Below are 18,827 nucleotides of genomic sequence, written 5' to 3' on the forward strand. Positions count from 1 at the left end.
CGCATCTGCATGAGCACGCTGTTTATCGCAGACTTGCATTTATGCGCACAGGAACCGGCAATCACTGCCGGTTTTCTGCGTTTTTTGCAGCGTGAAGCCATTCACGCCGATGCGCTATACATTCTGGGTGACCTGTTCGAAGCCTGGATTGGCGATGACGATCCCGAGCCTTTACACGACGAAATTGCCGCCGCGCTGCAGGCACTGCATCAGGCCGGTGTGCCTTGCTATTTTATTCACGGCAATCGCGATTTCCTGTTGGGCAAGCGTTTCGCCCAGGCCAGTGGCATGACGCTACTGCCAGAAGAGCAGGTAGTCAGCCTGTATGGCCGCAACATACTGATCATGCATGGCGATACCCTCTGCACCGACGATCAGGCCTACCAGGAATTCCGCCGCAAGGTGCATAACACCTGGATACAAAAGCTGTTTCTGGCACTGCCGCTAGGCTGGCGTTTAAAAATTGCCGCCAAGATGCGCGCACGCAGCCAGCAGACCAACCAATACAAATCCGAAGCGATTATGGACGTCAATCCGCAAGCCGTTGAGCAGACGATGCTGCGCCATAACGTACACTGGATGATCCACGGCCACACCCATCGCCCGGCAATACATCAGTTGGCCCTGACCAACGGCGAAGCTCACCGGGCGGTACTTGGAGCCTGGCATGTGGAAGGTTCCATGATTAAAGTCACGCCACAGGCTGTCGAACTGATCCCTTTCCCTTTCTGACGCGGGATAACAACATTCGCGCGTTTGACGGTAAAAACCGGTGACGCAACCGTTTTCCTCGCCCTGTACCCATGATATGCTCTACGCCCTCATATGGCCTGCCGCCGCAGGTAACTGACCGACATTTGTCCAATCACAGGAGCCATACCCTCATGGGAGCCAACGCTACTTCAGCCGCCAATGCTGAGGTTAAAATCGCAATTGTAATGGGATCAAAAAGTGACTGGGCCACCATGCAGTTCGCAGCCGAAGTCCTGACTATGGTGGATGTCCCGTTCCATGTCGAAGTCGTCTCCGCCCACCGCACGCCAGACCGGCTGTTCAGCTTTGCCGAGCAGGCAAGTGCTGAGGGCTTTGAGGTGATCATTGCCGGTGCGGGCGGTGCAGCCCATTTGCCGGGCATGTTGGCGGCAAAAACGCTGGTGCCGGTGCTGGGTGTGCCGGTGCAAAGCGCCGCATTAAACGGTATCGACAGCCTGTATTCCATCGTCCAGATGCCGCGTGGTATTCCAGTCGGTACTCTCGCTATCGGTAAAGCCGGTGCGGCGAATGCCGGGTTGCTGGCCGCTCAAATTCTGGCGCTGCACGATGCGGCATTAGCGCAACGGTTGGCACAGTGGCGCCAGGCTCAAACCGACGACGTGCTTAACAACCCGGACCCGCGGGAGGAAGCATGAAGCCGGTTTGCGTATTGGGCAATGGCCAGTTAGGGCGCATGCTGCGTCAGGCTGGCGAACCTTTGGGTATTGCAGTTTATCCGGTGGGTCTTGATGCCGAACCAGAAGCGGTGCCCTATCAAAACGCGGTGATCACCGCAGAGATCGAACGTTGGCCGGAGACGGCATTAACGCGTGAACTGGCGACCCATAATAATTTCGTCAATCGCGATATCTTCCCTCGCCTGGCGGATCGTCTCACGCAAAAGCAACTGCTCGATCGGCTTCATCTGGCCACCGCTCCTTGGCAGTTGCTGGCAAACGAAGGCGAGTGGCCGCAGGTGTTTGCTACCCTGGGTGAACTGACGATCGTCAAACGCCGCGTTGGCGGTTATGACGGGCGTGGGCAGTGGCGTTTGCGCCCTGGCCAGCAAGCCGAGTTACCGGCAGATGCTTATGGTGAATGCATTGTCGAGCAGGGGATAAATTTCTCTGGTGAAGTTTCTCTGGTGGGTGCCCGGGGCCATGATGGCCAGTCGGTGTTCTACCCACTGACTCACAACCTGCACGAAGAGGGTATTCTGCGTACCAGCGTAGCGCTGCCTGAGCCGAACCCTGCGTTGCAACAACAGGCTGAGCAGATGTTGGCGGCGATCCTCAACGAATTAAACTACGTCGGTGTGATGGCGATGGAGTGTTTTATCGTTGGCGATAGCCTGTTGATCAATGAGCTGGCTCCGCGTGTTCACAACAGCGGTCACTGGACGCAAAATGGTGCTTCCATCAGCCAGTTTGAGCTGCATTTGCGCGCTATTCTTGGGTTGCCGCTGCCAAGCCCGGTAGTCAGTACGCCTTCAGTGATGGTGAATGTGATTGGCACCGCGCTCAATCTGCAATGGCTTGCCCTGCCGCTGGTACATCTGCATTGGTATGAAAAAGAAGTGCGGGAAGGCCGCAAGGTTGGGCATCTTAATCTTAACGATCCGGATGCGGCTACACTGCAACACGCCCTGCAGGCGCTGGCTCCTCTGCTGCCAGCCGAGTACCAGACCAGCTTGGCTTGGGCGCAGCAAAAGCTGGCTTAAACATCACCCCGCAGCAAGGTTAGAGGGGCAACTCATTGAGCTGCCCCTTTTTGTTGAACCAATGCTAGCTTCGATAACCGCGTGGATTTTTTCTTTGCCAGTTCCAGGTATCGCGCATCATTACGTCAAGCCCGCGCTGCACTTGCCAACCCAGTTCCTGTTTAGCCAGTTCGGCATCGGCCCAGAAGGCAGGTAAGTCGCCGGCACGGCGCGGTAAAATCTGATAAGCAATGGTGACTCCCGAGGCTTTTTCAAACGCCTGTACCATTTCCAGCACCGAGTAGCCAATCCCGGATCCCAGGTTATAGGCTTTGAAACCGGCAATCTGCTTTAAGTGATCCATCGCTGCCAAATGACCCTGCGCCACATCCATCACGTGAATGTAATCGCGTACCCCGGTGCCATCCTTGGTGGGGTAATCGCCGCCGAACACGCTCAACTGTTCCCGCTGGCCAATGGCCACCTGCGCAATATACGGCAACAGATTATTGGGAACGCCGCCAGGATCTTCACCCATCAAGCCCGACTCATGGGCGCCTACCGGATTGAAGTAGCGCAGCGCAATGATGGAGAATAACGGATCAGCCTTGGCAAAATCTTGCAGCACCTGCTCCACCATCCACTTGGAAGTGCCGTAGGGGCTGGTGGTGCCACCGATCGGCATACTTTCCTGATAAGGCACTGGCGAATGTTCACCGTACACCGTGGCTGAAGAGCTAAAAATAAACTGATGAACTCCCGCCTGGCGCATAGCCTCCAGCAGTACCAGCGTGCCCGCCACGTTGTTTTGATAATACTCCAAAGGTTTCTGGACCGATTCGCCTACCGCTTTCAGGCCGGCAAAGTGGATCACCGAGGTAATCTGGTGTTCCCCGAAAACCCTCGCCAGACATTCGGAATCCCGGATATCCCCCGGGTAGAATGCCGCTGTTTTACCGGTCAGTTGCGCCACTCGGTGCAAGGACTCTTCGGATGCATTAACCAGATTATCCAGCACCACCACATCTTCGCCCCGTTCCAGCAGTGCCAATACCGTATGTGAACCAATGTATCCGGCACCGCCGGTCACCAGAATTGCCATAACCTTTCCCCTTGGAATATTAAGCCTGTTTTATGCACAATCTGCCGACTAGCGCGAGCCAATGTGGCGTAACGGTTTACCGGCCATCAGATTGCGTTCGATATGCTCCAGAGAGATATTTTTCGTTTCCGGAATCAACGCCAGCGTGACGAAGATAAACACCAGGTTAAGCGCCGCGTAGACCCAGAATGTGTGCGCACTACCCAACGAATTCAGCATAGTCAGGAACGTCGCACCAACGATCATGTTCGCGATCCAGTTGGTGGCGGTGGAACAGGTAATGCCAAAATCGCGGCCTTTCAGCGGTTGGATCTCTGAACACAGCACCCAAATCAGTGGGCCCGCGCTCATGGCGAAGCCGACAATAAACATCAGTAACATGATGATGGCGAAGTATTGTTCCGCCGGTGAGGTCATTCCCACATTCATCATCGTCCCTAGGGCGCCCATGCCAGCCGCCATAACGATAAAACCTAGCGTCAGCGTTGGTTTGCGTCCCCAGCGGTCAACCAGCCCAATGGCGATAAAGGTGGCCAGTACGTTAACCAGACCGACGATGACCGTCCCCCACATCTGCTGTGCGGTACTGGCAAAGCCCGCCAGGCCAAAAATTTTCGGGGCATAATACATAATGACGTTCATCCCGGTGAACTGTTGCATCACCTGCAGCAGGACGCCGAGGAAAACGGCACGCCGGAAGTTTTTATTATCTTTAAACAGCGCCCAGCCACTTTGTTTCAGCTTGAGGCTTTCGCGAATTTCGTTCAATTCGTGTTGCGCCTGGGCACTGCTGTCCCGCAGTTTTTCCAGTACCTGGCGCGCTTGCTCATGACGATTGCGCGAAGCCAGCCAGCGTGGGCTATCCGGCAGGAAGAACACACCGACCAACAGCAATAAGGCAGGAATGGTGATCACGCCCAGCATCCAACGCCAGGCACCGGTATAGCTGAATGCGGTATCAGAAAGGTAGGCCGCCAGAATGCCGATGGTGATCATCAACTGGTACATAGAAATCATGCTGCCGCGAATTTTTTCCGGGGCGATTTCAGACAGGTAAATAGGCGCAGTATAAGAGGCAACCCCTACTGCCAGCCCAAGTAGGACGCGAGAAATCAGCAAAACCTCCACATTGGGCGCCGCAGCGGAACACAACGAACCCACGACGAACAGAACAGCGCCTATCATCAGGCTGTATTTACGCCCGATACGGAAGTTCATCCAGCCACTGCCCACGGCGCCGATCGCAGCCCCAAACATCATGGAACTGACCACCCACTCCTGCTGGGAACGGGTAATGTTAAACGAATCGGTGATAAACGGCAGAGCACCCGCAATCACACCGATATCCAGACCAAACAGCAGCCCAGCCAGAGCGGCCAAAAAACAGACGAAAAAAGTCATCGCTGCATTGCTCTGGCTTTTCTCAGCCGCCAACACGTTGACGGTAGTATTCATACAGCCTCCAATCGATAACCTGCTTAAGTTGCCAATATGATAGGAGGCAATTCGTCAGAGATAAGTGAGTGCGATCACATTAGTGGAAACGCTTACACATATTAATTTCCTGCATGGAATCAGATCCACTGCCATAAAATCAGTTGATTTAAAAAGAAAACACCCAAAATAACCGGTTTATAATGATGATGCCGATAACGTCTTTTTACTGTTCACTCACCAGAAAGCAAAGTTTAAGCAAGCCAAATTGTAATCGATTCCAAACAGTGACTATCGAGATATATGGCAGAAAACCGGCACAAAGATTGAACACAGGAATTCGAATAGAGAGCAAGCTGGTACAGGTGGGAAACTCAGCCGCCCCAGGATAACCGGGGTCGGCTGATTAATCGTTGCGGGTTAATCTTCGTAACTGCGGAACAGCGCTCGCCCGCGCAGCAAGCGTACGCCCAGCCAGCCGCCACACAGCGAGAGCAGCAAGGCACTCAACAGCGGTAACGCCCACCACAGCATCGGCGTGGGTGCCCAAGGGAAATCGAACACCTTGGTCTGCAATAACCACAGGGCAGCTTCAGCCCCGACTGCCGCAGCAATACCGGCCACCAGCCCCAACAAGGCAAACTCGCACCAGAGCGTGCCACGCAGCAGACGCTTACCTGCGCCCAGCGTGCGGTAAACCACCAGCTCTTGCCTGCGCTGACGCATACCAACCTGCACCTGCGCCATAAGCAACAGGCCGCCGCAGATCACCACCAGCACCACCATCACCTCCAGCGCCTTGCTCACCTGCTGCAACACGCCGCCAACCTGTTTCAGGATCGAGCCGATATCCAGCAGGCTCAAGGTTGGGAACTGGCGGTTAAGCTGTGTCAGCACCATGCCGTTGCCGTCATAACGGAAGCTGGTCAGCCAGGTTTGTGGCTGGCCGTCCAGCGCACCCGGCGGGAAGATAAAGTAGAAGTTCGGCTTCAGGCTTTCCCAATCCACCTGGCGCAGGCTGGTGACTTTGGCGCTGAACGACTGGGTATCGCCGCTGAATGTCAGGGTATCGCCCAGTTTGATCTTTAATCGCCCGGCGATCCCTTCATCCATCGAAACCTCACCGCTTTGCGGCGGCCAGGTGCCTGCGGTCAACGGGTTATGATCCGGCAGTTCAGTTTGCCAGGTCAGGTTCAGTTCGCGGTTTACCGCCTCACCGCCCGGATCGTCCTCGTGCACCCTTTCCGTCGCCACCTGATGGTTAATCTCCGTCAGGCGCACACGGACAATTGGGTAGAAGGTTTCTTCCTGCAATTGATGCTGTTGCAGGAAGGCTTTCACCTGCGGCACCTGTGCCGTGGTCATATTCAGCAGGAAATAGTTCGGGCTGTCTGGCGGTAACTGTTGCTGCCAGCGATCAAGCAGGTCACCGCGCAATACCAGCAGCAGGGCCAACAACATAAACGAAAGTGAGAATGCCGCCAGTTGACTGACCGTCACCCAGGGCTGATGCAACAGGCGATTCACCGCCAGCCGTAGCGCCAGATTCTTCAGCGTAATGCGCCGCAGCAGCAGCAAACTGCCCCAGCCGATACCCGCCAACAGCAGGGCCAGCACCAGCATGCCTGCCAGAATAGCCCACAGCAACGTGCTTGCCCCCATCAGCACGGTCAGCAGCAACACCACAACTCCCAGCGTAACCGGCAGGAAATAACGTAGCGGCCAGACATTGGCAACCACGTCACGGCGCAGCACGCGCAATGGTTGGGTAGCCAGCAATTGCCGATAGGGGCGCAGGCCAACCAGCAGAGAGATCATCACCAGCGCCCCCATCGCCCACAACCACGGCCATGCCCCGGCGGCAGGTAACTCCCCCGGCAACACCGGTGCCAGCAGGCGAATCAGCAAGGCTTCAAACCCCAGGCCGATCAGGCTGCCACAGACTCCCGCCAGCAACAGCACCGCCACCCATTGGCCAATAATCAACTTGCTCAGCGCCTTACGCCCTGCCCCCAGCGTTTTCAGCACCGCAATCAAATCATATCGGCTGCGGCAATAATGGCTCATGGCTACCGCTACGGCGGCAATCGACAGCAACAACGTCAGCAGTGCCGATAGCAGCAGGAACTGTTGGGAACGCTGCAGCGATTTGCCTAACGCACTGCCGGACTCCTCCAGCCCATACCAACGCTGATCGGGTTTTAGCAGCGGCTTGAGGCGCGCTTCATAACGCTGAATATCTTCAGGCGCCCCGGCAAACATATAGCGGTAAGTCAGGCGGCTACCCGGCTGCACCGCCCCGGTTTTAGCGACATCGTCCAAATTGATGATAATCGAGGGGGCGGTCTGGAACGGGTTGAAACCGGAATCCGGCTCCTGAATGACTTCGCCAGCAATTCGTAAGGTGGTATCCCCCACCTCAAGATTGTCGCCAACCTTGATATCCAGCAATGCCAGCAGGCGCGGGGCCACCAGCACCGTGCCCGGCTCCGGCCGGAGGTTGGGCGGGCGGGTTTCCAGCTCGCCATACAGCGGGTAGGCCACATCGGTCGCCTTCACATTGGCCAACTGCGGGGTATCACCGGCATAGGTCATGGTGGTGAAAGACAGCTGGCGACTGACCTTTAACCCTTGCTGCCGGGCATCGAGGAGCCAGCCTTCCGGCACCGGGCGCGCGGTACGCAATACGCGGTCACCGGCGATAAAGTCGCGGCTTTGCTGGCTCAAGCCTTTATCCATACGATCGCTGATACTGCCGAGCGCCAGCACGCAGGCCACCGACAGCGTCAGTGCCAGCCAGACAATCAGCAGTGAAGGCGAGCGCCATTCACGCCAGAACCAGCGCCAGATCATGCCTCCTCCCACAGCTTGCCTTCACGCAAGCGTAGCCGCCGCTGGCAGCGTGCCGCCAGGGTTTCATCATGGGTGACCAGGATCAGCGTGGTGGAAAAGTCACGGTTGAGGGAGAACAGCAAATCGGCGATCCGTTCGCCGGTCTGGCGATCCAGATTGCCGGTGGGTTCATCGGCAAACAGCACCCGTGGGCGTCCGCTGAAGGCTCTGGCCAATGCCACACGCTGCTGCTCGCCGCCGGAAAGCTGGGCTGGCAGGTGGGTAAGGCGCTGACCCAAACCAAGCTGTTCCAGCAGTTGCACTGCCTGTTCGCGGCTTTGGCGATCGCTCTCGCCGCGCAGCAGCGCTGGTAATTGCACGTTCTCCAACGCATTCAGGGTTGGCACCAGCATGAAAGATTGAAAAACAAAACCGACGTTTTTCGCCCGCAATGCCGCACGCCCTTCTTCATCCAGTGCGGTCAGCGATTCGCCCAATAGCCGCACGTCCCCTTCACTGCCGTCATCAAGCCCGGCGAGAATGCCCAGCAACGTCGATTTGCCCGAACCAGACTCACCAATCAACGCAATTGTCTGTGCGGGTTTGACAACCAGCTCGACTCCGGTAAGGATGGTGAGCTGATGCTCACCCTGACCAACGTGTTTACTAAGATGATGAACTTCAAGAACGTTTTCCGCTGGCATCTTCCCTTCCTTTTGCTGTTGGGATTATTCAGTTTACGCGCTGTCGCAGCCGATACCTTATTGATTTTGGGCGACAGTTTAAGTGCTGGCTACCGCTTGCCGGTCGCACAGGCCTGGCCAACCCGGCTGGCCGCCGAGTGGCAAAAGCACCCCGGCTACCCGAAAGTGGTTAACGCCAGTATCAGCGGCGACACCGCCTCGCAGGGGTTGGCACGCCTACCGGAACTGTTGAAACAGCACCAGCCACGCTGGGTGATGATTGAACTGGGTGCCAACGATGGCCTGCGCGGGTTCCCGGCCAAGGACATTGAACACGATCTGAACCAGATTATCACGCAGGTGATACAGGCCGGAGCCAAACCGCTGTTGATGCAAATTCATATTCCGCCAAACTATGGCCGGCGCTACACCGAAGCCTTCAGTGCAATTTATCCGGCACTGGCCACGCAGTTCGGCATTCCGCTGCTACCGTTCTATATGGAACAGGTGGTGATTAAACCGGAATGGATGCAGGATGACGGATTACATCCTAACCAGGATGCCCAGCCGTTTATCGCCACCTGGATGGCGAAACAGCTGGAACCACTAGTAAAACATGAGTCTAACTAAATAGGGTTGCCTACTAGGTAAAGTTATGCAAAAAGCGGTATTGATAACCGGCTGTTCCAGCGGGATTGGATTGATTGCAGCGCAGGATCTGCGTAACCGTGGCTATCGCGTGTTGGCCGCCTGCCGCAAACCCCAGGACGTGGAAAATATGCGTCAACTCGGGCTGGAAGGTATCGAGCTGGATCTGGACGATAGCGCCAGCGTAGCACGCGCGGCGGCACAGGTGATTGAACTCACCAACGGGCGGCTTTATGGCCTGTTCAACAATGCCGGTTTCGGCGTGTACGGCCCGTTAAGCTCAGTCTCCCGCCAACAGCTGGAGCGGCAATTTTCCGCCAACCTGTTTGGTACCCATCAGTTGACCCAGTTGCTATTACCGGCAATGCTGCCGCACGGCGAAGGGCGGATTATTCAGACCAGTTCGGTGATGGGCCTGATCTCCAGCGCCGGGCGCGGTGCCTATGCCGCCAGCAAGTTCGCGCTGGAAGCCTGGTCAGACGCGCTGCGTATGGAGTTGCATGGCAGCGGCATCCAAGTCAGCCTGATCGAACCCGGCCCACTCACCACGTACTTCACCCAAAACGTCAATCAGTCGCAGAGCGATAAACCGGTCCATAATCCCGGTATCGCCAAGCGTTTGACGCTGCCCGCCGAAGCGGTGCTGCCAAAGCTGCGCCATGCGTTGGAAAGCCCAAGGGCCAAGCTGCGCTACCCGGTAACCTTGCTGGCCCATGCTATGGGTATCCTGCGTCGCCTGCTGCCAGGCCGTGCGCTAGACTGGTTATTACGCAGTAACGGTTAAGTAAAGCGGGCAAGGGTTGAAGCGAGCCCGTTTGCCCCCATTTAGAATAAATTGGCACCGAAGATCAGATAGAGAGAACCCATGCTAGCTCAAGCTGTTGTTGATATTAACGAAACTAACCTGCACCAGACGCTGGAACAGTCCATGTCCATCCCGGTGCTGTTCTACTTCTGGTCGGATCGCAGCCAGCACTGTCTGCAACTTACCCCAGTGCTGGACAAGCTGGCGGCGGAATACGCCGGTCAGTTTGTACTGGCGAAAGTAGACTGTGATGCCGAACAGATGATCGCCTCCCAGTTTGGGCTGCGCTCGCTGCCTACGGTCTATATGTTCAAAGATGGGCAGCCGGTGGATGGTTTCCAGGGGCCGCAGCCGGAAGAAATGATCCGCGAATTCCTGCAGCGTTTCCTGCCAAAAGTGGAAGATCTCAAGCTGGCTGAGGCCACCGCACTGTTGGAAGAGGACCGTGCGATTGATGCCCTGCCGCTGCTGAAAGATGCCTGGCAGGCCAGCAACCAACGCAGCGATATCGGCCTGACGCTGGCTGAAACGCAAATTGCTCTGAACAAGACCGAAGACGCCGAAGCGGTGCTGGCTACCATCCCACTACAGGATCGCGATACCCGCTATCAAGGGCTGGTGGCGCAGATTGAGCTGATGAAGCAGGCCGCCGATACGCCGGAGATCCAACAGCTGCAACAGCAGGTTGAGCAACAACCGGAAAACGTCGAGCTGGCCGTTCAATTAGCCTTGCAGTTACATCAGGTTGGGCGTAACGAAGAAGCGCTGGAGCTGCTGATGAGCCATCTGAAGAAAGATCTGGCGGCGGCAAACGGCAGCGCCCGCAAGACCCTGATGGATATTCTGGCCGCGTTAGGTACTGGCGATGCGTTAGCCGCCAAGTACCGCCGCCAGCTATATTCATTGCTTTACTAGTTATCCGTCGCCTTTCAAATCGCAGCGTTGTTACCTGCTAATACGAAACCCATCCGTGGGTTTCGTCCCTCACCGGGCGGCGGTTCACCGCGTTCAACTGTGTGAGAAATCATGTGGTTGCGCCCGACATCAAGCCGCTGGCGCCTTTTTCCCCTCTTTGACAAACAGCATGGCGATAAAGCCCACCACGGTGATCAACGCCGCGAAATAAAACCCCGCATTCAACGACCCCGTGCTATCGGCAATAAAGCCGGTAATAAAGGGCGCGAAGATCGAAGCTGCCATTCCAAAGAAGTTATACAGCCCGAAAGCGGTGCTTAATGACGCTCGTGGGGCATTATCCGCCACCAACGCGATTAATACCGGGTTGAGGCTGATTTTGCCGATAAAACCATATAACACCAGCACACCGATCAACATCGCTTCACTGCTGGAGTAGACGATGCCGAAAATGGCCAGCAGTGAGAACGGCAGCATGCACAGGACGACGGGCTTTCTGCGGCCCAACCTATCGGAGATATAACTGCAGATCAAGGTTCCGATCACCGATATCCACGGCACAATAGAAGCAATACTGGCGGCATGCACAATATCCATCCCGCGCTCTTTTTGCAGGTAATATGGCAGCCAGGTGATGATCACAAAGAAGCCGTAAATCGAACAGAAAATGGTGATGTAGGCCATCAGCAAATTGCGGTTTTTAAACAGGTCAAAGAAGCTGAACTCACTCTTTTGCTGCGCCACCACCGGGGCATCCACTGCGCCTTGAGGGGCCTTTTCCCGAATAAAAAACAGCATCAGCATCGCCACAATAAATACCGGGATCGCCATCGCCAGAAACGGCATCTTCCAAGAGGTCTGGAACCGTTCAATCATAAAACTGGAGAGGTAATAGCCCATGGCGATACCAAACGACATACCGCTGCCGATCACCGCGCTGCCCAGGGTGATCCACTTCTTGGGGATCGCCTCGGAGGACAAGGCATATTGCGGGCCGTAATAGACCCCTTGCGAGGCGCCGGTCAGCATCCACAGAATGATGAAGATCAGGAAGTTGGAAGAGATGCTGATGGTAGCGATAAACAACGCAAACAGCATAAACCCGCTCACCAGAATACGTTTTCTACCCAGGCGATCCCCCAGCAGGCCTGCTGGCACCTGCAAAAGGGTGTAGGTCAGAAAAAACAGGCTGCTGATTAAACCTAAATGGCTTTTCGACAGGCCAAACTCATTTTGAATTTGCGGCATAATGGGGCTCAGTACCGAACGCCCCGCATAAATAACTACCCAGCCGAGAAAGAAGATAACGACGGTTTTAATCCAATAGGGCAATCTCTCTGTTTTAGTGGTTTGCATATTGATATTCCCTTGTCTGATGGGCCGCAACGCGCCCATCGCATTTACTGAAAAAGCAGTCTTAAGGTGTAATTAGCGTGCCTGCGGTGCCTGCCAATACCGCCTCGATGTCTTTTAACGCACCGATATGCGCCACTTTTCCGCTACGTTGCACAAAACGGCTGACCGCCATGATTTTTGGCCCCATCGCCCCATCCGCCACCGCCATCGGTGCCAACTCTTTGGTGCTGGCCGAACGAATGGCTTTTTGCTGCGGTGTTCCCCAATGTTGATAAATCGCATCCGCATCGGTCAGGATCACCAAGTGATCGGCAGCCAAAGCTTCCGCCAACAGCGCAGAGGACAGATCCTTGTCGATAACCGCTTCACTGCCGACCAGCCCATTGGGGCCTGGCACCATAGGAACCCCGCCCCCACCGTTGCAAATCACAATATGGTTTTTGGCTAACAGCAGATGGATCGCCTCAATATCGAGGATCTTTTTGGGTTCAGGGAAGGGACAACCCGGCGCAGATATTTGCCATCCAGCTTCATGCTCCAGCCGTATTTCTGTTCCAACTCTTGCTGCTGATGCGGCTGATAAACCGGCCCGATAAATTTGCTGGGCTGCCGATAGGCCGGATCCTCGCTATCCACCAGAACGCGGGTCAGTAAGGTAGACACAGGTTGGGCCGGATGAAACGCGCCCAGTTGCTGTGCCAGCATATAGCCGATCATGCCCTGGCTTTCGGCCACCAGAATATCCAGCGGATACGGGGGAACATCGCGGTAGGCCAGATTCTGTAGCGCCAGCAATCCCACCTGCGGGCCATTGCCGTGCACAATGGCAATGCGGTATTTTTTGGCCAACTTGCCAATGGCATCGGCAATTAACGAAATGCTCTGGTACTGATTTTCGGCAGATAACACGGCACCGCGCTGCAATAGCGCATTACCCCCAAAGCGATGACTAATATTTCCATGGCTGCGATACCTATATTTATTCCCGGCGTCTTTCAAGCTGTCGCGTTGTTACCTGCGATTACGAAACCTTTCCGTGGGTTTCGCCCCGCATCAGGCCGCTGTTCACTGCGTTCAAATCTGTGAGAAATCACCTCGTTGTGATTTCCCCTACGGGCTGCCGCTTGCGGCACCCAAATCGGTTCCTGAGCGATTTGTCCCGGCAGATTTGGCCCCCGGTCACTTACTGGTGTAAGCAACAGGGGATGAACAAACTGGTCGCCTAACGACAACTCGAAATCCATAGGGTATGTACTGGATTAATTCGGTTTGTTTTTGCGATATAAGGATAAATAGGCTCAGTGAAGGCAATTGATTGCTGATACCCCCAGCCAGACCCCCAGCAACGTATCCGCCCCCGAAAAATGCCCGGTTTCCAGCAGATCACAGATAGCGGCTGGCAATTCCCTGGGCCTGATCAAGGCGCGCGCCAGCATCTGCAACGGGGTAGAGAAAATCCCCTGCTCGGCAAATTGCAGATAATGCACGCTGACCAGAGTCGTCAATTCATGCAGTGGCTGGCTGCCAGCGAACATCGCCGGTAACCGTGCAACGTCAACGCGGCTGTCGAGATAAGCGCTCAGCAACATCCCCACCAGGGTGTCATCGTTGCTTGGCGTCAGGCCTGGCCCTTTGCCGAGCACCGCGCTCCAGTCAACCACCTGCCCTTGTAACCAGGCGGTAAAACTCTGCTGTAACTCGCGGATCTCCGTGCAGTTCGGTTGCCTGACGAGGGTATCCAGGCGGCCAAACAGACCGGTTTGGGCAAGCTCATCAGCCAGCACGATAGCCAACGGGGGCTGAGCGATTTCATCACTCAGGTTCAGAGAAAGATCCAGGCGCTTTCCCTGGCGGTGAATCGAAATATCCTCAAGTTCGATCCCGGCCGGGGAAAGCAGGCAACGCTGAACCCTCGGCAGGCGGTCAAATACCTCGTCGAAATCGTCATCGCCAATTTCCCAGCCCATAGGACTGAGGCCCTGACCTTCACGGTGCAGCGTCAATAATCGGTCGTTAGGCGAGAGAAAATTGATGGCATTGTTGAAACGCCCCACGCAGCGTAACTGGCCATAATCTTGCGTGGCATGGTGGCTGACGGCTAACGCGGTAATGTCCATTTAACCTCCTGTGCCCGGCATTGCCCGGGCACAACGTTTTTACGCGCTGATACCCAGCTTTTCTGCCAGCGCTTCGATGGCCTTCTCAAAGCAGCCCAGTGGCGCGCGAACCGTTCCGGCACCAATTTGGCCAACACCGGCCTCCCGGTGAGCTATCCCGGTGTTGATCAGCGGCGTGATGCCGGTTTCCACCACCCGCCGGGCATCCAGCCCCAGACACGCCCCCTGGAAATCCCAGGTCGGGATTTGCAGCATCATGTTGCGCTCAAGATAGATCTCGGCCATTTCTTCGGAAATATCGGTGGCGGCACTCATGCCACCGGCAGCCCCCACAAAGCGGGTGACGCCCGGCGCCGCTACCATTGCTGCGCCGCCAATGCCAAAGGTTTCGGTAATGGCGCTGTCGCCAATATCCGGGTTGGCATCGGCCTGGCTAAAGCCGGAGAAGAACAGGCCTTCCGGGGTATTAACCGGTGCGGTAAACCACTGGTCGCCCATTCCGCTGATTTTTACCCCGAAGTTTTTGCCATTGCGGGTCATCACCGTCACGATGGTGCCCTGTTTGATCTCTGCCCCGGCATCCATCGCCGCCTTGCAATAGGCCATCGCCAGGTTCAGGAAGAACTGATCGGTGATACTGAGAAACTGCATTACCTGGGTTATTTCGGTTTTATCGCGATCGAGCTGGCTGATTTTAGGTGCCAGTTGGCGCATCAGCAGTGCCGATGCGGCAATGTTACGCTGATGGAATTCGTCCCCCATGGTGATGGCCTGCGCCATCAGGGCGGTGAGATCGATGCCATCCTCGAAGGTGGCCAGTACCTCTTTCAACACCGGGGCCAGTGAGTCACGCATCCAGCGCAGGCGCTCCTGTACATCTGGCCCATAGGCACCAAAGCGCATCACTTTGCCGATCCCTTCGTTCAGGTTGCAGTAGGCCTGGTTGCCATGAACGGTATTTTTCACCCTCACCAGTGGCATATGCGCCGAGGTGATCCCGCCCATTGGCCCAACCGCACTGACGTTATGGCAAGGAATGAATTCGACCTCCCCTTGCTCCAGCAGGGCCAGCGCCTGTTGCTCGCTATCCGCCCATTGCTCAAACAGGCAAGCTCCGATGCAAGCGCCCCGCACCGGGCCGCTCATGTCCTGCCAGATGACCGGCGGCCCGGCATGCAGCAGCTTTCTGCCCTGAGCCAATTGCGGGATCAGGTTTTTAGCTAAATCAACGTCCTGCCAATGAGGGCGGGCTTCACGGATCCTGGCGATAACGGCAGCATTTGCTTGTTCAATAGATGCGTACATATCAATCCCTTACTTTAAATTTTTCAGTATGTTAGCCAATCGTTGATTGCCACCGGCAACCGGAGCCCACTGGTAGTGGACCACTGAAATTTCGTTGGTTTGCAGATCGTCGGCAAAGCTGCGTAAGCCCGCATTGATCACCGAAACACCGGCCAACATGGCTGGCACCGGCTCGGTGACCACTACCGATGGAGGAGCGATTAACTGGCAGGCCAGCGCTACCGCCTCCGGCAGGGAATTCATCACGGCAATACCTGCCTCACTTAGCGTGGCAATCTGCCTGGAGCGTTGCTGAGGATCTTGCTCGGTGCCGGTCACCGTGGCGATCACCGCCAGCGGATGTGCCGCTCCCCGGTTTTCGCGCACGCGTTTGACCTCGGTAGCCAATGATCCTGCCGGGTCTTCCTGCGCGCCGTAGCCAATCACCACGTCCAACAGCAGCACGCCAACCTGTGGCTGTTGAGCAAGGCGGGCGATTTCCTGGTTGCGGGTTGAAGGGTCGATCATCGGGTGCGGTTTACCCTGGGTATAAAAGTCATCCCCCATATCGATAATGCGGTGCCCTCCGGCATTGAGCATCGAGCCATGATGATGCTTGCTGTCAGCCTCAACGCCCAGGCGTTCGGCCAGCAGCATGGCGCATTCCGCCGCCAGCGTGCCACCAGCGTATAAGCCGGAAATTTTGCCGCCACATACGGCAGGCTGCTGTGCGGCCATTTGCTGCACATGTGCCAGCATCGCAGCAAGGCGTGCGGCTTCATCCAGGGTGGTGGCAAAGGTAATGTTGCCCTCCTGCCTGAGCGGCGATCTGGCCCCCAGGAACAGCGCAACCACGGGTTTGCCGAGGGTTTTCATCTCTTCGATAACCCGTTTGCGCACCGCTTCTGCCGGTGGCTTGGAGACAAACGCCAGCACCTGGCTTTGCGGATCTGCCGCCAGCATCCGCAACGCGCTGATGGCGCTGATCCCCCAACCTCGGCGGTCAGATCACGCCCACCGAGGCCGATAGCGTGGGATATGCCCTGCCCGGCCAGGGTAATTTGCGAGGTCAGTTCCTGAATACCGGTTCCTGAAGCGCCGATAATGCCGATCATTCCCTTGGGTGCAACGTTGGCAAAGGCCAGCGGGGCGCCGGCAATATTGGCGGTGCCGCAGTCTGGCCCCATCACGATCAGGCCTTTACTGCGCGCCTTGGTTTTTAACGCAACCTCTTGTTCCACGCTGACGTTGTCGGAAAACATCATCACGTTACAACCGTCATCCAACCCCTGATCCGCCAGCTCTGCGGCATATTCCCCGGCAATGGAGATCAGCAGCATATTGGCATCCGGCAGCTTCTGGCGCGCCATCCGCCAACTGCGTGCCTTGAGCAGGCGTTTACCGCCCTGCTGCCCTTGTGCAATCGCCTTTAAGGCGGCATCCAGGGCTTCGGCTATCTGTTCGGTAATACTGCTATCGGTGGAATCGGTTTTGATCGCCACGCAAATATCATTGGGGGTCGCTTCACTGAACTGCGGGTGCCAGAAGCCGGTCACTTCCAGCAAGGATTTATTGGCTGGCGTCCCCATCATCACCGATATTTCTTCAACATTGGGTGATTCACTGAGCTTGCGGGAAATTAGCATCAGGCTAACCGAATCCTGAAAGCTCCCTTTTTTAATAAAAGCATGGATCATAGTGATATCCTTAAAACAGCATGTAAACTTGGCAGTCATTAATTATGGCGATTTCTAATAACCTGATTTAGTTCTGGCCTCACAATGTTATTTTCCAAGCTACAAATAAAACCCGGCCACAAAGGTGAGTATCATCACACTTCACCCATTGTTAGAAAAAATCATTAAATCCAGGCAGTATTACTCAAAGCGATAAAAGAACTCACCTCGCTTTATTAGAAATATTTTAATAATAAAAGAGCCATTCAACGAAAATTTGAGCCAATAAAATATTAGCAGGCTGGATCACATTATTTACTCCTCAGCTTTATACATTACATCCCAGAGATGGCTTAAATAAACCGTAGTAACTAAAGGACTGTCTATGAAAGTCTCTAAGCAACAATTGCACCAGCTAATTAAAAATAAAATCCATTCTGCAGGGCTAAGCCAGGAACACGCCGGGATTGTCGCAGACGTTTTAGTCCATGCGGATGCCAGAGGCATCCATTCCCATGGCGCGGTGAGAGTCGAGTATTACTCTGAACGCATCAGCAAAGGCGGAACCAATAACAATCCGCACTTCACCTTTGAAAAAACCGGCCCTTGCAGTGCCATTTTTGACGGGGATAACGGTGCCGGGCATGTCGCCGCCAAACTGAGCATGGACCGCGCCATCGAAATGGCGAAAGAGAACGGTGTCGCGGTGGTGGGCGTTCGCCGTATTGGCCACAGCGGCGCGCTGTCCTACTTTGTGCAACAGGCCGCCCGCGCAGGCATGGTGGGGGTTTCGCTGTGCCAGTCAGATCCGATGGTGGTGCCTTATGGCGGTGCCGAAGTCTATTACGGCACCAACCCGATTGCCTTCTCAGCCCCGGCTGAAAAAGATGACATCATCACCTTTGATATGGCCACCACGGTTCAGGCCTGGGGCAAAGTGCTGGATGCTCGCTCCCGCAACGTCCCCATCCCGGATACCTGGGCGGTCGACAGCGAAGGCAATCACACCACCGATCCTTTCGCCGTCAGCGGGTTGCTGCCTATTGCCGGGCCTAAAGGCTATGGCCTGATGATGATGGTAGATATTCTGTCTGGTGTATTGCTTGGGCTGCCCTTCGGTAAACACGTCAGCTCGATGTACCACGATTTAAGCGCCGGGCGGGAATTGGGCCAGTTACATATTGTGCTCAACCCAGGCTATTTCACCCATGAAGCGACCTTCCGCAAGCATATCGGCCAGGTAATGAAAGAGCTGAACGAAATTAAACCCGCCCCAGGTGTGGAAAAAGTGCTCTATCCAGGCCAGGGCAGCCATATGCGTGAAATAGAAAGTGAAAAAAATGGTATCGATATTGTCGACGAGATTTATCAATATCTGATCTCTGACGATATCTACCAACGTTCCTACGACCATAAAGATCCCTTTGCCAGTTAATAGACCAAATAAAGGATGCGGCGATTTTTTCTTCTATCCGATAAATTTCAAGTTGCAGCCCGGTGGCCAAGCTATCTTATCTCCTGGA

General features: G+C 55.5%; 14 protein-coding genes and 2 pseudogenes. 7 read left to right on the plus strand and 9 right to left on the minus strand.

The features are described from left to right. Positions 1-9 precede the first annotated feature (9 nt). The 3 genes from ACQ86O_RS25520 to purK all read left to right on the plus strand — a co-directional run bounded on the left by ACQ86O_RS25520 (position 10) and on the right by purK (position 2,473). The gene (locus ACQ86O_RS25520) at positions 10-732 is read left to right on the plus strand and encodes a UDP-2,3-diacylglucosamine diphosphatase (RefSeq protein WP_431223389.1); all 723 of its coding nucleotides are present in this window, start codon (positions 10-12) and stop codon (positions 730-732) included. A 152-nt stretch (positions 733-884) separates the two neighbouring features. Then, on the plus strand, positions 885-1,409 hold the full coding sequence (gene purE, locus ACQ86O_RS25525) for a 5-(carboxyamino)imidazole ribonucleotide mutase (protein WP_431223390.1): 525 nt from the start codon (positions 885-887) through the stop codon (positions 1,407-1,409). After that, positions 1,406-2,473, plus strand: a complete 1,068-nt coding sequence (gene purK / locus ACQ86O_RS25530) for a 5-(carboxyamino)imidazole ribonucleotide synthase (RefSeq protein WP_431223391.1) — start codon at positions 1,406-1,408, stop codon at positions 2,471-2,473. Before purE ends, purK begins: the two co-directional genes overlap by 4 nt. 64 nt (positions 2,474-2,537) lie before the next feature. Here the strand turns inward: purK and galE are convergent, their stop codons facing one another. From galE to ybbA, 4 genes are all read right to left on the minus strand, one after another. Then, positions 2,538-3,554, minus strand: coding sequence for a UDP-glucose 4-epimerase GalE (galE, locus tag ACQ86O_RS25535; RefSeq protein ID WP_431223392.1), 1,017 nt, complete (start codon positions 3,552-3,554; stop codon positions 2,538-2,540). Between the two features lie 48 nt (positions 3,555-3,602). Beyond that, entirely contained in the window at positions 3,603-5,009 is a 1,407-nt protein-coding gene (locus ACQ86O_RS25540) for a sugar porter family MFS transporter (protein ID WP_431223393.1), read from the minus strand. A gap of 399 nt (positions 5,010-5,408) precedes the next feature. Continuing rightward, positions 5,409-7,841 carry a putative ABC transporter permease subunit YbbP gene (ybbP, locus tag ACQ86O_RS25545; protein WP_431223394.1) on the minus strand — a complete coding sequence of 811 codons (2,433 nt, stop codon included), beginning with the start codon at positions 7,839-7,841 and terminating at the stop codon, positions 5,409-5,411. Next, a complete protein-coding gene (gene ybbA, locus ACQ86O_RS25550) occupies positions 7,838-8,524 on the minus strand; it encodes a putative ABC transporter ATP-binding protein YbbA (protein WP_431223395.1) in 687 nt (228 codons plus the stop codon). Before ybbA ends, ybbP begins: the two co-directional genes overlap by 4 nt. Here ybbA and tesA point away from each other — a divergent pair. The 3 genes from tesA to ACQ86O_RS25565 all read left to right on the plus strand — a co-directional run bounded on the left by tesA (position 8,495) and on the right by ACQ86O_RS25565 (position 10,871). Next, positions 8,495-9,133: a multifunctional acyl-CoA thioesterase I/protease I/lysophospholipase L1 gene (tesA, locus tag ACQ86O_RS25555; protein WP_431225829.1), complete on the plus strand. Its 639-nt coding sequence runs from the start codon at positions 8,495-8,497 to the stop codon at positions 9,131-9,133. The two genes, ybbA and tesA, sit on opposite strands and share 30 nt — an antisense overlap. A 25-nt stretch (positions 9,134-9,158) precedes the next feature. Then, positions 9,159-9,935: an SDR family oxidoreductase gene (locus ACQ86O_RS25560; protein WP_431223396.1), complete on the plus strand. Its 777-nt coding sequence runs from the start codon at positions 9,159-9,161 to the stop codon at positions 9,933-9,935. Between the two features lie 81 nt (positions 9,936-10,016). Further along, entirely contained in the window at positions 10,017-10,871 is an 855-nt protein-coding gene (locus ACQ86O_RS25565) for a co-chaperone YbbN (protein ID WP_431223397.1), read from the plus strand. A gap of 129 nt (positions 10,872-11,000) precedes the next feature. On the opposite strand, the gene ACQ86O_RS25570 is transcribed toward ACQ86O_RS25565, so the two are convergent. The 5 genes and pseudogenes from ACQ86O_RS25570 to ACQ86O_RS25590 form a co-directional block, all read right to left on the minus strand. Then, positions 11,001-12,227, minus strand: coding sequence for an MFS transporter (locus tag ACQ86O_RS25570; RefSeq protein ID WP_431223398.1), 1,227 nt, complete (start codon positions 12,225-12,227; stop codon positions 11,001-11,003). 61 nt (positions 12,228-12,288) lie between these two features. Beyond that, positions 12,289-13,189: pseudogene (locus ACQ86O_RS25575) on the minus strand (carbamate kinase). A 336-nt stretch (positions 13,190-13,525) separates the two neighbouring features. Beyond that, entirely contained in the window at positions 13,526-14,344 is an 819-nt protein-coding gene (locus ACQ86O_RS25580; protein ID WP_431223399.1) for a DUF2877 domain-containing protein, read from the minus strand. Positions 14,345-14,383: 39 nt separating this feature from the next. Beyond that, the gene (locus ACQ86O_RS25585; protein WP_431223400.1) at positions 14,384-15,649 is read right to left on the minus strand and encodes a DUF1116 domain-containing protein; all 1,266 of its coding nucleotides are present in this window, start codon (positions 15,647-15,649) and stop codon (positions 14,384-14,386) included. Between the two features lie 9 nt (positions 15,650-15,658). Continuing rightward, positions 15,659-17,325: pseudogene (locus ACQ86O_RS25590) on the minus strand (acyl-CoA synthetase FdrA). A 364-nt stretch (positions 17,326-17,689) separates the two neighbouring features. Here ACQ86O_RS25590 and allD point away from each other — a divergent pair. Next, positions 17,690-18,739 carry an ureidoglycolate dehydrogenase gene (allD, locus tag ACQ86O_RS25595; RefSeq protein WP_431223401.1) on the plus strand — a complete coding sequence of 350 codons (1,050 nt, stop codon included), beginning with the start codon at positions 17,690-17,692 and terminating at the stop codon, positions 18,737-18,739. The last annotated feature ends 88 nt before the right edge of the window (positions 18,740-18,827 follow it).

The organism is Serratia sp. L9 (assembly GCF_050632285.1).
Lineage (GTDB): Bacteria > Pseudomonadota > Gammaproteobacteria > Enterobacterales > Enterobacteriaceae > Chania.